At 37.0% G+C, this 14,687-nt stretch carries 10 protein-coding genes; 8 read left to right on the top strand and 2 right to left on the bottom strand.

Going from position 1 to position 14,687, the window contains the following annotated elements; translation table 11 throughout:
• Positions 1-113: 113 nt before the first annotated feature.
• From proB to U9M49_RS03845, 3 genes are all read left to right on the top strand, one after another.
• A complete protein-coding gene (proB, locus tag U9M49_RS03835; RefSeq protein WP_322909304.1) occupies positions 114-1,208 on the top strand; it encodes a glutamate 5-kinase in 1,095 nt (364 codons plus the stop codon).
• The gene (locus tag U9M49_RS03840; RefSeq protein WP_322909305.1) at positions 1,205-2,452 is read left to right on the top strand and encodes a glutamate-5-semialdehyde dehydrogenase; all 1,248 of its coding nucleotides are present in this window, start codon (positions 1,205-1,207) and stop codon (positions 2,450-2,452) included. The genes proB and U9M49_RS03840 overlap by 4 nt, the downstream gene beginning before the upstream one ends.
• An 89-nt stretch (positions 2,453-2,541) precedes the next feature.
• Complete coding sequence (locus tag U9M49_RS03845; protein ID WP_095373348.1) at positions 2,542-3,168, top strand: NUDIX hydrolase; 627 nt, start codon at positions 2,542-2,544, stop codon at positions 3,166-3,168.
• Here the strand turns inward: U9M49_RS03845 and U9M49_RS03850 are convergent.
• Positions 3,163-3,987 carry an MBL fold metallo-hydrolase gene (locus U9M49_RS03850; protein WP_095373347.1) on the bottom strand — a complete coding sequence of 275 codons (825 nt, stop codon included), beginning with the start codon at positions 3,985-3,987 and terminating at the stop codon, positions 3,163-3,165. The genes U9M49_RS03845 and U9M49_RS03850 overlap by 6 nt on opposite strands.
• Positions 3,988-4,169: 182 nt before the next feature.
• On the opposite strand from U9M49_RS03850, the gene helD reads away from it, so the two are divergent.
• The 3 genes from helD to U9M49_RS03865 all read left to right on the top strand — a co-directional run bounded on the left by helD (position 4,170) and on the right by U9M49_RS03865 (position 8,976).
• Positions 4,170-6,416: an RNA polymerase recycling motor HelD gene (gene helD, locus U9M49_RS03855; RefSeq protein ID WP_095373346.1), complete on the top strand. Its 2,247-nt coding sequence runs from the start codon at positions 4,170-4,172 to the stop codon at positions 6,414-6,416.
• A gap of 169 nt (positions 6,417-6,585) precedes the next feature.
• Positions 6,586-8,133 carry a hypothetical protein gene (locus U9M49_RS03860; RefSeq protein WP_322909676.1) on the top strand — a complete coding sequence of 516 codons (1,548 nt, stop codon included), beginning with the start codon at positions 6,586-6,588 and terminating at the stop codon, positions 8,131-8,133.
• Positions 8,134-8,244: 111 nt separating this feature from the next.
• Positions 8,245-8,976, top strand: coding sequence for an SDR family NAD(P)-dependent oxidoreductase (locus U9M49_RS03865; RefSeq protein WP_095373345.1), 732 nt, complete (start codon positions 8,245-8,247; stop codon positions 8,974-8,976).
• 62 nt (positions 8,977-9,038) lie between these two features.
• On the opposite strand, the gene U9M49_RS03870 is transcribed toward U9M49_RS03865, so the two are convergent.
• Complete coding sequence (locus tag U9M49_RS03870) at positions 9,039-10,592, bottom strand: ABC-F family ATP-binding cassette domain-containing protein (RefSeq protein ID WP_095373344.1); 1,554 nt, start codon at positions 10,590-10,592, stop codon at positions 9,039-9,041.
• Positions 10,593-10,750: 158 nt separating this feature from the next.
• On the opposite strand from U9M49_RS03870, the gene U9M49_RS03875 reads away from it, so the two are divergent.
• Positions 10,751-12,070 (top strand): 3' terminal RNA ribose 2'-O-methyltransferase Hen1, encoded by a 1,320-nt coding sequence (locus U9M49_RS03875; RefSeq protein WP_095373343.1) that lies wholly within the window; start codon positions 10,751-10,753, stop codon positions 12,068-12,070.
• Positions 12,067-14,655, top strand: a complete 2,589-nt coding sequence (locus U9M49_RS03880; RefSeq protein WP_322909306.1) for an AAA family ATPase — start codon at positions 12,067-12,069, stop codon at positions 14,653-14,655. Before U9M49_RS03875 ends, U9M49_RS03880 begins: the two co-directional genes overlap by 4 nt.
• The last annotated feature ends 32 nt before the right edge of the window (positions 14,656-14,687 follow it).

The raw sequence follows: 14,687 nt of genomic DNA on the forward strand, positions 1-14,687 counted from the left end.
ACCTAACTCGTCCTTATGTATTAAGGCTTGAGTTAGGTTTTTTTTTATCTTTTAAAAAACTAGACTGAGACATCACTACATGGGTGTTCGTGCTCTTAAAAGGAATGAATCATATGGGGAAGAAAAGAATGATCGTTAAAATTGGCAGCAGTTCATTAACGAATGAAAGGGGAGAGATTGACCGCTATAAATTTACCGATCATATATTAGCAATTGCAAAAATACAGAAGATGGGCCATGAAGTGATTGTCGTATCCTCGGGAGCAGTAGCAGCAGGTTTTAGAAAACTAGGTTATTCTTCCCGTCCCATTACATTAAAAGGGAAACAAGCTGCGGCTGCTATCGGTCAAGGATTATTAATTCAAAGTTACATGGAAGCCTTATTAAAATTTGACACCTTGGCAGCGCAAATTTTACTGACTCGATCCGACTTTAACAATCAAGTCCGCTTTAGAAATGCGTACGATACGATTATGGAACTGTTAGATCGTAAAGTCATACCGATTATTAACGAAAATGACACTGTTTCTATTGAGGAATTGACTTTCGGGGATAATGATATGTTATCAGCACTCGTTAGCGGGCTTGTTCATGCTGATTTACTTGTAATTTTAACAGATATTAATGGCTTATATGATCAAAACCCGTTTAAGTACCCAAATGCCAGCCGAATTGACTTCTTAAATGAAATTACTGATGTGCAAATGAAAGCGACAGACGGTGCGGGCTCTAAAGTTGGTACTGGCGGCATGTACTCAAAGTTGAATGCTGCTAAAACAGCTATGGAATTAAATGTTCCGGTTTTTATCGGTACTGGTAAAGGTGAAGACAAACTTATAAGCATCCTTAATGGAACTGGAGACGGTACATATCTTTCTAATCAGCAAATGAAAAAGATTAATACGAAACGGCAATGGATTGCCCTTCATTCAACGGTCAAAGGAAAAATCTATGTGGATAAAGGTGCCGAAAAAGCACTTGTGCATGGTGGTGGCAGTCTATTATCACCTGGAATTGTTAAAATTGATGGAAGTTTTCTTTCGGGTGAGGTTGTTGAAGTGAGGTTTGAAAGTCAACTAATTGCTAGGGGAGAAGTAAGTTGTTCTAGTCAATATCTTACGCAAACAGCACATAAGAAAAACCGAATTAAAGAAGTGATTCATCGTGATAAATTAGTTTTGGAATCGAATAGGAGTGAAGGGAAATGACAAGTGAAGTATATGAAAAAGGTAAGTTAGCAAAAAAAGCGAGCTATCGTTTAAGTGGAGCTACGACAGCAGAAAAAAATCAAGCATTAAAGGCCATTGCCAATCAATTAATAGAAGATCAAGAGGAGATCCGTTTAGCCAATGAAAAAGATATAAGGATGGCGCGTGGCCACATGAATGACAGTATGATTGATCGTCTTATGTTAGATGAGTCTAGAATAAAAGCAATGGCACAAGCGGTCACTGATATCGCACAACTTGACGATCCTATAGATCGTGTATTGCAGACAATAAAAAAAGAAAATGGTCTACTTATTCAACAAAAGTCAGTCCCACTGGGTGTTATAGGCATGATTTACGAGGCAAGACCTAACGTAACTATTGATGCAGCTTCACTAGCTTTAAAGACAAATAATTGTGTAATTTTACGAGGGAGTAAAACGGCTCTACATAGTAATCGTGCGCTTGTCCAAACTGTTCATCGGGCATTACAATCGACGGAGCTACCAATTGATAGCGTCTTATTAATTGAAGATACGAGTAGAGAAGCTGCCAAAGAATTATTTCATCTTCATACTTTTCTCGATGTGCTTATCCCTAGAGGTGGAAAAGGATTGATTGATACTGTTGTACGTGAGGCATCCGTGCCGGTTATTGAAACAGGCGCAGGCAATTGCCATATGTATATTGATGAGTTTGCGGAATTAGAAATGGCGAAGAAAGTAGTATTAAATGCGAAGAAACAAAGACCTTCTGTTTGCAATAGTATCGAATCTCTTTTGATTCATACTCATTGGTTGGAAAAATACGGGGGAGAATTTTTAGCTTACATGGAGAACGAGGGAATTGAAATGGTTGGTGATCAATATGTGAAAGCCATTCTTCCTCACATCGAATTAGCCACTACAGAAGATTTTCACAGTGAGTTTCTTTGCTTAAAAATGAGCGTTAAAACAGTTGCCTCTGTTGAAGACGCCATTACTCATATTCGTCAATATGGGACAAAGCATTCAGAAGCAATTATAACTGAAAATAATAGTCGTGCAGCAACCTTTATGAATCATGTAGATGCTGCTGCTGTTTATCATAATGCTTCAACAAGATTTACAGATGGATTTGAATTTGGTTTTGGCGCTGAGATTGGCATTAGCACACAAAAAATGCATGTGCGTGGACCAATGGGATTAAAAGCATTAACATCAAGTAAATATTTTATTGAAGGCAATGGACAAATAAGAGAATAATTGTTAGCTAGAAGTTAGAGGAATTTTGCTAGCGTTAGAGAAGTATAAATGAATAAGATGATATTCTTCTAAAAAGGTGTGACTTATACATGGAAACTATTCCTAAGCCAGCGGCGACAGTCTTATTAATCAATCCACAAGGACAAGTATATATGACGAAACGCCCAGCAACAATGAAATTTCTTGCTGGGCATTATGTTTTTCCTGGTGGCGCAGTGGATGAGAAAGACTCGCTGCTATCTAATAGATTAATTGCTCCAACAGATCAGGCAAATATCCCTTTAGCTTATTATGTTGCTGCCGCAAGAGAAGTCTATGAAGAAATTGGAGTTTTCCTTGGATGTGATAGAACAGGGGAGCCGCTCTCATTTCAAAGAGAAGAAAGTTTGAACGATAGGAAAAGGCTCTTAAAAAAGGAAATAAGTTTTATCGAGTTATTAAAAGAAAAAGAAGCCGCGCTAGATTGTCGCTGCTTCACATATATCGGCCATAAAACGACACCAGCAAAAAGTCCAATACGTTTTGATACACGTTTCTTTATTACGCGTCTTCCAAAACGGCAACAACCAATTCCTGATCCTTATGAAGTGGCAGAAGCCAGGTGGATATATCCAAAAGATGCTTTGCATGCATATGAGAAGGGTGAAATTAAACTCATACACCCGACTATCCGTTCACTTGAAAAAGCAATTTGTTGGTTAGATGCAACTTCATGAATAACTTGAGTAAGCATTTCTGTTCTGTATAACCTTTCTTTCTTCTATCAACTTAATTAAATGAGCTTCTGTTGTTTTTTCTGCCACTACTTTGTTTGAAGGGTGAATATGACCAGCGTATATCTTATTCGTAATTTCGTGTAATAACAGGGGCTCATTCTCTTTTAAAATTTGTAAAATTTGTTCTTCTCTCTGTATCCTTCTATTCAGTACATAATCAATATGTTCGTATGGATTATTAATCCAATCGCCATGACCAGGACCAACCATTGTTAAGGATAATGATTTTATTTTTTCTAATGTGATGAAATAATCTTTCATATTCCCATCTGGTGTACCAATCCAAGAAGTTCCCTTTTCTATTAAATTGTCACCTGCCAGTAAAATCTTCTTAGAAGGTAAATAAAAGCTTAAATGGCCTGAAGAATGCCCTGGGAGATGTAATGCGATCAGAGATTCATCGCCTATAGATATTTCTTCGTGATCAGAAAGGTAATGGAGGTGATCAATTTGAACATTCCTTCTGATTTCCGGCTCCTCAAGTGGATGAGCAAATATAGGTATTTGCCAATCAAGAAGTTGTTTCACTCCAGGTGAATGATCTTTATGTCCATGGGTGAGAAGAATCGCTTTCGGAATGGGAAGCTCATGTTTTTTTAGTGCTGTATGTAGTGTTTCTCTTGTAATGGGTTGATTATAACCAGTGTCAATGATTAGAGTTTCCTCTTTATTACCAATGATGTAGCTATTTGTTGTTGTATATGGCCAAAGAGTGGGAGTAGGAATAGGTATTCGTAAAACACTAATATCAGATTTCATTATGTCCACCTTTTATAAATAATTTGAATATTATGAATATTTTTTAGCTATTGATACTTACTGAAAAAATATGCTATGATACATAAGTATGGCTGTTTGTTATTATTGTGTAAAAGTATCCAATATAATAATACCAAAAATATTGAGATGTGTCAACTAATTTTTTATCGAGGAGTGATTCTATGCAAGAGCGACAAGAAGAGCAAAAAAGGGTTGATAGAATAATACATGAAGTGATTAAGAAGCAAGTCGCTTATATAGAAAATCGCGACCACGTACAAAAGGATGTAAAGCAATTAAAAACAGGATTTTGGGATGATGTGACAGTCAACCTAGAGGAAATGGACGATGTAATTGAGACATTTCAAAGTGTAAAGCAGCAAGCAGAATTATTAGGGGAAAGAGAACGGCGAATGGGAATGCTCGATCAATATGTCAACATATTGTCGAAACAAAAAGACTCACCCTATTTTGGCAGAATTGATTTTAAGGAAGATGGGGAAGAAAAGGAATCCATATATATTGGTGTTGCCTCATTAATGGATGAAAACGATGAGCAGTTTCTTATTTATGATTGGCGGTCACCTGTTGCGAGTATGTATTACGATTACACACCTGGAAAAGCAAAATATGACACCCCTTATGAAACAATTATGGGAGAAATGTTATTAAAGCGTCAATTTATTATAAAAAAGGGGAAAATTGAAGGGTTATTTGATACGGGTTTAACGATTGGCGATAGTGTGCTGCAGGAAGTGTTAGGTGGACACGCAAATGCACAGATGAAAAGTATTGTTGCTACGATTCAAAAGCAACAAAATGCAATTATTCGCAATGTGAAAGACGATTTGATTATTGTTCAAGGAGTGGCAGGTAGTGGGAAAACATCAGCAGCATTACAAAGAATCGCTTACCTACTATATCATTATAGGAAATCATTACATGCTGAAAATATCATGCTATTCTCGCCAAATCCGCTATTTAATAGTTATGTTTCTCAAGTGTTACCAGAATTGGGTGAGAAAAATATGAAGCAGGATACTTTTTGGCACTTCATTCAAAGTAAGTATGATGCAAAGCTTACGATAGAAACACCGCTTGATCAATTAGAATTTCTTCTTCAAGAAAATGATTCAAGTGAAAAAAGAGTCCAGGAAATTGAAAATAAGTCCTCTTTATCCTATAAATCTTCTATGGATCAATATATTAGCCATTTATTAATAGAAGGGATGATTTTCCGTGATATCACCTTTCATAATGAAAAATGGCTGACTGTCGATGAAATCGGTGAGAAATTTTATTCTTACGAAAGTAATATCTCAATCGCGAACAGACTGCAACTTATACAAGAATGGATCCTTTCTATAATAAAGAAAAAGGAGAAAGCAGAACGGAAAAAGGCATGGGTTGAGAATGAAGTAGAATTACTTGATAAAGAAGATTATTTACAAGCATATAAAAAGGCACAGCAAATAGATAATGATGGCTTTATGCAACCAGAAGTTGAGCAAGCGTATTTGATGAAAATGGTTGTAAAAAGGAGACTTAAGCCACTTCGGAAACAAATCAAATCTTTCTATTTTGTTGATATACTTGCAATGTACGTTGAGTTTTTACGTACAAGTAACAAAGATGATTCGGGATTAGAGGCAACTGTATCTGGTGATATGCTGTATGAAGATGTGGTACCCTATTTATATTTAAAACAACAATTACTAAAGGAAGATGGTCATACGTCTGTACGTCATATTTTTATTGACGAAGCACAGGATTATTCACCCTTTCACTTTGCCTATTTAAAAGAGTTATTCCCGCATAGTAAGTGGACGTTATTGGGAGATGTGAATCAAACTATTCACTTTCACGCTGACAATCAGTCTGTCCTTTTTAGTAATGAAAAAGCTACAGTTTATCAATTAAGACAAAGTTATCGTTCAACAAAAGAGATTACGACATTTACTTCAAGTCTACTTTTGAATAATGAAGATATCATTCCTTTTAACCGAAGTGGCGAAAAGCCCGTTATCAAAAATGTGGATGAGAAAGAAGCGCTAACGATACTCATAGATGTCGTTCGTCGATCCGTCTCGCTAGGCCATGAAACCATTGCGATCATTGCTAGGAGTGCGAGTCAAAGTGAGGAGTGTTACCGTCAATTATTTCCTCATTTTAACAATGTGAACCTTATCCATCAAAAAACAACGGAATTTCAAAAAGGAATTACCATTATTCCATCTTATTTAGCAAAGGGGATTGAATTTGATGCTGTTGTTATCCCTGATGGTGAACAATATAAAAAAGAGAGGGACCGCTTTTTATTCTATACTGTGTGTACGAGGGCAATGCATCAATTAGTCATCCTGCAAAAATCGCAAACGAATCCGTTTATAAATGGAGCAAATGTGCACACATATGAATCTATATTATAATGATTGTTTTAGGTATGTAGGATATTATTCGTATCTTGCATACTTTTTTTATATCTTTTGATGTGTTTTTACAAATTAAAGGAGGAAAAGGGGATTTCTTGCATAACCCTTTTAAGGGAGCAATTTTTGCTTTCAACCTGATTAGAGGGAGGAATGTGAAGTGAAAAAAATGGTCGCTTGTATTGCCATCGTCACGCTATTTATGTTAACAACCTCTCAAGTATTTGCTGCTAAAACGATTACGCCTCAAGGAAAGCTTAAGCCACCAGGAGAAGTATTCACGCCGGGAGAATGGTTTCTCGGAAGTGTACCACCGAATTTAGATACAAGTAAACCCCCGATTGTCTTTGTTCAAGGAAAAAATGGTAGTTCAACTAGTTGGTATGAAGAAACGGAATATCATGGTGTAAATGATATGTATACAAAAGCGTATGAATCTGGTTATCAAACTGTGTTTTTACAATTGCATGATGCGGCAGGGGAAGGTTCGGCAAGCCAATTTGATAACGGTGAACTTCTCGCTTCGATGCTTGCTGATATTTCCGCGCATTTTCAAGGGAGAAAATTAAATATTGTCGCTCACAGTAAAGGTGGGCCAGATACACAAGCGGCCCTCATTCATTATGGTGCACACGCATATGTTGGTCGAGTCATTACATTAGGTTCCCCTCATCATGGTTCACATTTGGCTGACCTTGCTTATAGTTGGTGGGCAGGGTGGTTAGGTACGTTGTTAGGGCAAAAGGATGATGGGACCTTTTCTTTACAGGTAGGTGAAATGGCTCACTTTCGCTCAATAACTGATCATCATTCTAATGCAACGAAGAATAAGTATTACACTGTTTCCGGGACAAATAAGGGACCGTCAATGTCCGCTTTATGGATGGGTGGCCAATACTTATCCTCTGAAGGTGAAAATGATGGTTTAGTTAATGATTGGAGTACAAGATTACCATATGGTACACATCTCTTTAATGACACCTCTCTCGATCATGATAAAATTCGTATGGGCTCCGCTGTATTTTCTAGAATTGAACCATATTTGCGTACATCATCTGTAGCCGGATTGAAAACGGATGATGTAAAAAGTAGCGACACATTTATGTCTGAAGATATTTCCTCCTATACCCACGGTGGCGAATGGCAAGGGAATGCCCTTTATAAACAATCCTTTCATGTGGATGAACAACTTAAAAACATACAAATCTGGACATCAACGAAGGATGTTAAAGTTAGATTAATCTCGCCAACTGGAAAAGAGTATCAAAGTTACGCTTCATCACCTAAAAGTGCAGAAATATTTAATGGGGCAGCAGCACATAGTTTTACTGGCATTATATCTGAAACAGGCCGTTGGCAAGTGCAACTAACATCTAATAAGAAAGATAATGCCTATGTGATGAATGTTACCCATGAAGGGAAAAATAATCTAGAACTAAAGATGAATCCACTTTTCTCAAAGGATCCAGTTGCTTTCTCCCTACAATCAAACAACAATATACAATCTATCACAATGAATACGAAATTAGTGGATAAGAACGGCAATACAGTAGTGGCACCTTTAGATGTACAAAACACTTCGCGTAATGGGTCAATTGGCCAATTTAATGCTAAGTTAAGTAGTGGTGTTTATAATATGACTATTGATATAAAAGGTAAAACACTTCAAGGGGCCCCTTATGAAAGAACAGTTATTCGCTCGTTTTATGTACAATAGTAGTGTTTGATTTATCGTTTGATTGATGACTGAGGTGCTGATACTGGCATCTCTTTTTCTTTTTAACTAAAATAAAGGCAAGTCAATTGAATTAGATGGGGTGAGATGTGAATGAAGTTTATAAATAAAACAGTTATTGTCACTGGTGCAGGAAATGGAATTGGTCAAGGGGTTGCACTCGCTTATAGGCGGGAAGGTGCCAATGTAGTAGTGGCTGATTGGGATGATTCTAACTTTGCTGCGCTTGAAGCAAAGGGGCTTGATTGCCTTCAGATAAATGTCCAAGAAGAAGCAGACATTCAACGATTATTAGAACAAACAATCGAGAAGTATGGACAAGTAGATATTCTCATTAATAATGCTGGTGTATCTGTCTTTAAACCTTTGTTCGAATTAACATTAGACGAATGGGATCGTGTCATCAATACAAATGTAAGAAGCGTATTTCTAGCCACGAAAGAAGCGGCGAAATATATGAAAAATAACGAAACTGGTGGAGCGGTTGTAAATATGGCTTCTACTCGTTCGATGATGTCTGAAGTCAATTCAGAAGCCTATGCTGCTTCAAAAGGTGGCATAGTTAGTTTAACTCATGCATTAGCTCTTTCCCTAGCAGATTATCACATTACGGTTAATTGTATTTCGCCAGGGTGGATTGAGACGAATGAGAAGGCGGAACTGCGAGAAGTTGATCATCATCAGCACCCTTCAAGGAGAGTCGGGACGGTAGCTGATATAGCTAAAGCCTGTCTTTACTTAACAGATCCAGAAAATAACTTTGTGAACGGAGAGAATATTACTGTAGATGGTGGTATGACGAAGAAAATGATATATGAAGAATAAATAAATGATAAAAAGCAAGGTTCCTCTAGTAAAGAATAAAGGAACCTTGCTTGTTCATATTTCTATTTCATTGCGTCTGACCACTCTTCTACATTCCACACTTTTGTGACCCAATCTTCGTAAAAATCGGGTTCGTGGCAAACGAGGACAATGGTGCCTTTGTATGCTTTTAAGGCTCTTTTTAATTCTTCTTTCGCAGTAATATCTAAGTGGTTTGTTGGTTCGTCAAACAGCAGCCAATTGCTTTCGTTCATCATTAACTTGCAAAGACGTACTTTCGCTTGTTCTCCCCCACTTAGTTGGTTCATTGGTCTTGAAATATGTTCATTTTTTAGCCCGCATTTAGCGAGAGCTGCACGTACCTGATGCTGATCCATCGCTGGGAACTCGTTCCATACATCATCTATGGGTGTAATTTGCTCGCCTTTCACTTCCTGTTCGAAATAGGAAGGGTAGAGGAAGTCACCTCTTTCAATTTTTCCGCTAATCGCTGGGATTTTTCCAAGCATTGTTTTTAAGAGGGTAGATTTTCCGACACCGTTACAACCAACTATGGCAATGCGATCCCCTTTTTCAATCGTAATTGACATTTTTGGCAATAGGGCATGTGTATAACCAATTTCAAAATTCTCGCCTTCAAACACATAACGGCTACTAGCCCTCGACTCTTTAAATTCGAAAGTAGGTTTAGCGGCTGTTTCAGGACGATCAATTCTCTCCATCCGGTTTAATTGCTTTTGCCTACTTTTTGCACGACCTGTGGTTGAATATCTCGCCTTGTTTTTTGCGATAAAATCTTCTTGTTTCTTGATGAATTCCTGTTGCTTTTCATATGCTTGGATATGTTGATTTTTATTGATTTCTGCCAGTTCTAAGAATTTTTCATAACTAGCCGTATAGCGAGTAAGTTTAGAGAATTCTAGATGAAAAATAACATTTGAGACACCGTTCATAAATTCAGTATCATGCGAGATTAAAATGAAGGCATACGGATATTCTTTTAAATAGTTGGATAACCAGTCTATATGTTCAACATCTAAATAGTTTGTTGGTTCATCTAAGAGTAAAACTTGAGGTTGCTCAAGCAATAGTTTAGCAAGTAAGACTTTTGTTCTTTGCCCACCGCTAAGTGCTGCGACATCTCTATCCAAACCTATTGCATCTAATCCCAATCCTCTTGCGGCATCGTCTATTTTTAAGTCGATTGAATAAAATCCGCCTGCTTCTAGTGTATCTTGAATTTCTCCCATTTGCTCTAGCAAAACTTCTAATTCTTCTGGTGTGGCATCTGCCATCTTCGCTGTGACTTCATTTAATTCTTCTTCTTTTTTATATAATGGTAGAAAGGCATCTCTTAATGCATCGCGCATCGTTTTTCCAGGGGTTAAAACAGTATGTTGATCCAGATACCCATATTGAACATTAGGTGTCCATTCCACTTTGCCCCCATCGTGAATAAGTTGCCCTGTAATAATATTCATTAAAGTAGATTTACCTACCCCGTTCGCTCCAACTAACCCTACGTGATCTTCTGCTAATAAACGAAAAGACACGTCCTTAAATAATGTTCGATCGCCAAAAGTATGACTAAGATGATCAACTGTAAGTAAACTCATTTTGTAATCCTCATTTCTTCATAATCATTTAATAATCATACTAGATTTCTCGATGTTTAACTAGGGGAGAGGCGATATTTATCTATAAAAGAAAAATTCCTTTTGAGGAATGGCTGGTGGTATAATATGGTTTAAATACATATAAAAGGGGGATTGTTATGCAATTAACGATTCATGCAAAAGGAGAAGGAGCGAATGTCCTTTCTTTTTTATTGGCTAAACACCCTGAACGTCTTTATGAAAGAGATCATAAAGGGCATAAAGTACGTCTCTTTTATCAATCCTTTACTCCCAATGAGGTGAAAGTAACGATATACGTCGTTTTGGATGCTATAAGTTTATTAAGGGATAGTGGAGAGAAGTTAGATATTACACATTATATTAATGACCGTGAATTTGCAGTTAGTAGTTTGTTTTTATCGCTCATACGCTCTCCTCTTGCGACAGCTCTAAATGGCTTACCTAAGGAAGAATATTTATCATATGTGGGGCAGGTATTTCAATTTTCTTATTCATTTGGTCCAGTAAATACAGACCTTTCTGTAGAGAATCTTCGGGAGTTGTTTTCACCGCTTGGATTTAGCTTATCTGTGCAATCTGAAACGAAAAACAGTCCTCTTTATGTAACTGTTACAGGTGAGACAACGTTACAAAAGGGGTTAAGGCAGTTATTTATTCTCATTCCAGTTATTGATAATTATAAGCACTATTATATTGATGAAAAAGAGGCGGAAAAGCTTCAGCGTTTCGGAGAAGGTTGGCTAGATGATCATCCTCAAAAAGACTGGATTTATAAACGTGCCTTAAAGTATAAAGGGCTCTTAGGCGACAATATAACCGAACACACAAAGGTTGAAAAGGAAAAGAAGCAAAAAGGACTAAACCAACTACGTTATGAAAAGATAATCGAGATCATTCAATCTAAACCTCATCTTAGAAAGATAATAGACATGGGGAGTGGAGAAGGAAAACTTAGTACTAGATTAGGTTTTTTACCAAATGTGAGTGAAATAATCGCAGTTGAACCAAGTGAACGAGAAACGGTAAAGGCGACAAAAAGATATGCAAAAGCTGCCGAAAATCCGGGCTTCTTAATGCCAATGCAAAAATGGGGTTCGGTATTTTATTATGATGATGGACTAAAGAATAAAGACGTCTTTATTTTATGTGAAGTGATTGAACATATTGCCGAAGAAAAATTGCAAACGGCCATGCAACTTATTTTTCAAGAGTATAAGCCTGCGGTTTGTATTATTACAACACCGAATAAAGAATATAATACACTTTATCAACTTGGTGAATCCATGCGCCATTATGATCATCGCTTTGAATGGACAAGAGCAGAATTACATGCATGGGTTGAGAAGATGACTGCTATGTATGCATATAAGGCAAGCATTTCTAGTATAGGTGATATAGATCATGAACGAGGTGCGCCGACTCAAATAGTCGTTTTCGAAAAAGAGGTGATGGTATGAGGAGAAGAATCACAATTCCTAACGCTGGTGTCATTTTACTTGTTGGGCCTTCTGGTAGTGGTAAAACAACATTATTGCAGAACTGGATCGATAGCGGACAAATAAGAGACTCAGAAGTTTTAAGTTCAGATAAATATAGAAAAATAGTTGCAGATCAAGAGTACACCTCAGTTGAAAGCAGTAATAACAAGGTGGGGCAGATCTTATTTGAACAGTATCAAATGATTTCTAAAGAGGCATTTGAACTACTAGAATCAACCCTACAAGCAAGATGTCGTTTAAATAAATGTAGTTTCATTGATGCGACTAATATAAATAGTGATGATCGCAAAAAATTGATTTCCATTGCACATCGCCATCATTTACCGATAAGCGCAATTGTGCTAGATATCGATTTAGATACATTATTAATGAGAGATAACGAACGAATATTCCCAAGGGGTTCAAAGCGCATTAAACAACAAATGAAAAGGTTCCAATATAATAAGCGTTATTTAAAAACAGAAGGTTATCATCAACTTCATATGATAAAAGAATTGAATCACTCTGTTGAAATAGCACGAATGGATGAAGTTCCTCCTATTGATGTGGGAGCAGGAATTGATATCATTGGTGATATTCATGGTTGTTATACTGAGCTATTACAATTATTAGAGAAGTTAGGTTATGAAGAAAATGAACAAGGGCTCTATACTCATCCCTTTGGGAGAAAGTTTTTATCACTAGGTGATATTATGAGTCGAGGACCGCGCTCTTTAGAAACGCTTTTATTTTTTAAAAATCATGTCAATAATAACTTAGCTTATATGATTGATAGTAATCATGGTTGGAAAATCTACAGATGGTTAAAAGGAAATCAAGTCACTTTGCAACATGGTGACGAATTGACGGCTAAAGAAATCAATCAATGGTTAGCTACCTATTCAGAAGAAGAGCAAAAACGACTGAAGGATGAGTTCATTCAGTTTTTAGGAAATGCTCCGGCACATTATATAATCGAGGATGAAGGTGTGCCGATGCTTGTATGCACGCATGCAGGGATTAAAGATGAGTATATAGGCAAGAAATCCCAACAAATATCGGATTATTGTCGATACGGTGAATCATCAAGTCGCATGAAAGATGGTATTCCCATAAGAGATGAATGGTATCATCATCATACAGGTCATATGACCATTATATGGGGGCATGATCCGAGACCATATCCGACTACTATCAACTCTACGATTAATATTGATCAAGGTGTCGTATTTGGAGGGAAATTAACAGCCTATCGATATCCCGAGAAGTCATTTGTCGCGGTGGATGCTCTCAAAAATTATAACGGTGTAGAGCATAACCCAATAATAGAATGGAAGAGCAAGAGGTTGCAACCCCCTAATATACAAGCGCTTATTGAAGGTTATCGCATACAAATGGAAGAATTCGAAGATGTAAGTGTGAAAGGTAAGTATGTCAAACCAGTCATTGGTTCGTTATCTACAGCCGATACCCATTTTGGTCAACTGGTTTATCTCCCTCCTACTATGAGTCCTGTTCCTATTCCGAGTCAGTTGCCAGATTATTTAGAACATCCAGTAGAGGCTTTTAAATATTATCGGGATTATGGTGTTAATCAACTTATTGTTGAGAAAAAGCATATGGGTTCACGGGGGATTTTACTCATTTTTAAGAATGAGGAAGTAGCATTAAACTATACTGGGATTAGTAATTTAGGTGCGATATATTCAAGAAGTGGGAAGCGCTTTTTTAAAAAGGATATAGAAGAGCGAATATTAACGGTTATTCAATCTAGTTTAAAGAAAAATGACTATTTTGATAAGTACGAAACAGACTTTGTATTACTGGATTGTGAGATCATGCCGTGGAATTTAAAGGCACAAGATTTAATCAATAAACAATATAATCTTGTAGCTGAAAGTGCAATCTTAGACCGAAAAATCTTGGATAAAGCACTAAGCGAAGCATTGGTTGAGAACCAGTGGTTAAAAGAAAATGAAGAGAAGTTAGAACGTGCAGAAAGTTTTCAAAAAGTGTATGAAAAGTATTGCTGGGAGGTTTCTGACATAGATCGCATTGTGATAGCTCCATTTCATATCCTAGCACATAGTGGAAGAGTATATCACGAAAAACCCCATACATGGCATATGACTCATGTGGAAGAACTATCCAACGCATGTAGTATTTTTAGGCCTACTGAATATTTGCTAATTGAAGATGAATCGGATTGGGAGCAAGTAATTAGTTGGTGGAAAGAAATGACAGAAGAAGGGCATGAAGGAATGGTTGTTAAACCCAACCAGTTTACCGTATGGGAAAAAGGGAAGCTGTTACAACCGGCGTTAAAGGTAAGGGGAAGAAAGTATTTACAAATCATATATGGCATGGATTATTTAGAAGAGAAATACTTAGAGCGGTTGAAGAAAAGAAACACGAAACGTAAACAAAAATTAGCTTTACAAGAATTTTCCTTAGGGATAGAGGCGTTAAACCGCTTTGTAAAGCAAGAAGAAATAGGTCGAATTCATGAATGTATTGTCGCTATACTTGCCCTCGAAGGAGATGAAGTCGACCCGAGATTATAGTCGTCATAGAGAAAAGTCATCTATATTGATGG

Source organism: Cytobacillus sp. OWB-43 (assembly GCF_034651445.1).
GTDB lineage: Bacteria > Bacillota > Bacilli > Bacillales > Cytobacillaceae > Cytobacillus > Cytobacillus kochii.

What these genes read in the sequence shown, in the direction of transcription:
- proB (WP_322909304.1), top strand. Translation starts at nt 114, where the DNA reads ATGGGGAAGAAAAGAATGATCGTTAAAATTGGCAGCAGTTCATTAACG.
- U9M49_RS03840 (WP_322909305.1), top strand. Translation starts at nt 1,205, where the DNA reads ATGACAAGTGAAGTATATGAAAAAGGTAAGTTAGCAAAAAAAGCGAGC.
- U9M49_RS03845 (WP_095373348.1), top strand. Translation starts at nt 2,542, where the DNA reads ATGGAAACTATTCCTAAGCCAGCGGCGACAGTCTTATTAATCAATCCA.
- U9M49_RS03850 (WP_095373347.1), bottom strand. Translation starts at nt 3,987, where the DNA reads ATGAAATCTGATATTAGTGTTTTACGAATACCTATTCCTACTCCCACT.
- helD (WP_095373346.1), top strand. Translation starts at nt 4,170, where the DNA reads ATGCAAGAGCGACAAGAAGAGCAAAAAAGGGTTGATAGAATAATACAT.
- U9M49_RS03860 (WP_322909676.1), top strand. Translation starts at nt 6,586, where the DNA reads ATGGTCGCTTGTATTGCCATCGTCACGCTATTTATGTTAACAACCTCT.
- U9M49_RS03865 (WP_095373345.1), top strand. Translation starts at nt 8,245, where the DNA reads ATGAAGTTTATAAATAAAACAGTTATTGTCACTGGTGCAGGAAATGGA.
- U9M49_RS03870 (WP_095373344.1), bottom strand. Translation starts at nt 10,592, where the DNA reads ATGAGTTTACTTACAGTTGATCATCTTAGTCATACTTTTGGCGATCGA.
- U9M49_RS03875 (WP_095373343.1), top strand. Translation starts at nt 10,751, where the DNA reads ATGCAATTAACGATTCATGCAAAAGGAGAAGGAGCGAATGTCCTTTCT.
- U9M49_RS03880 (WP_322909306.1), top strand. Translation starts at nt 12,067, where the DNA reads ATGAGGAGAAGAATCACAATTCCTAACGCTGGTGTCATTTTACTTGTT.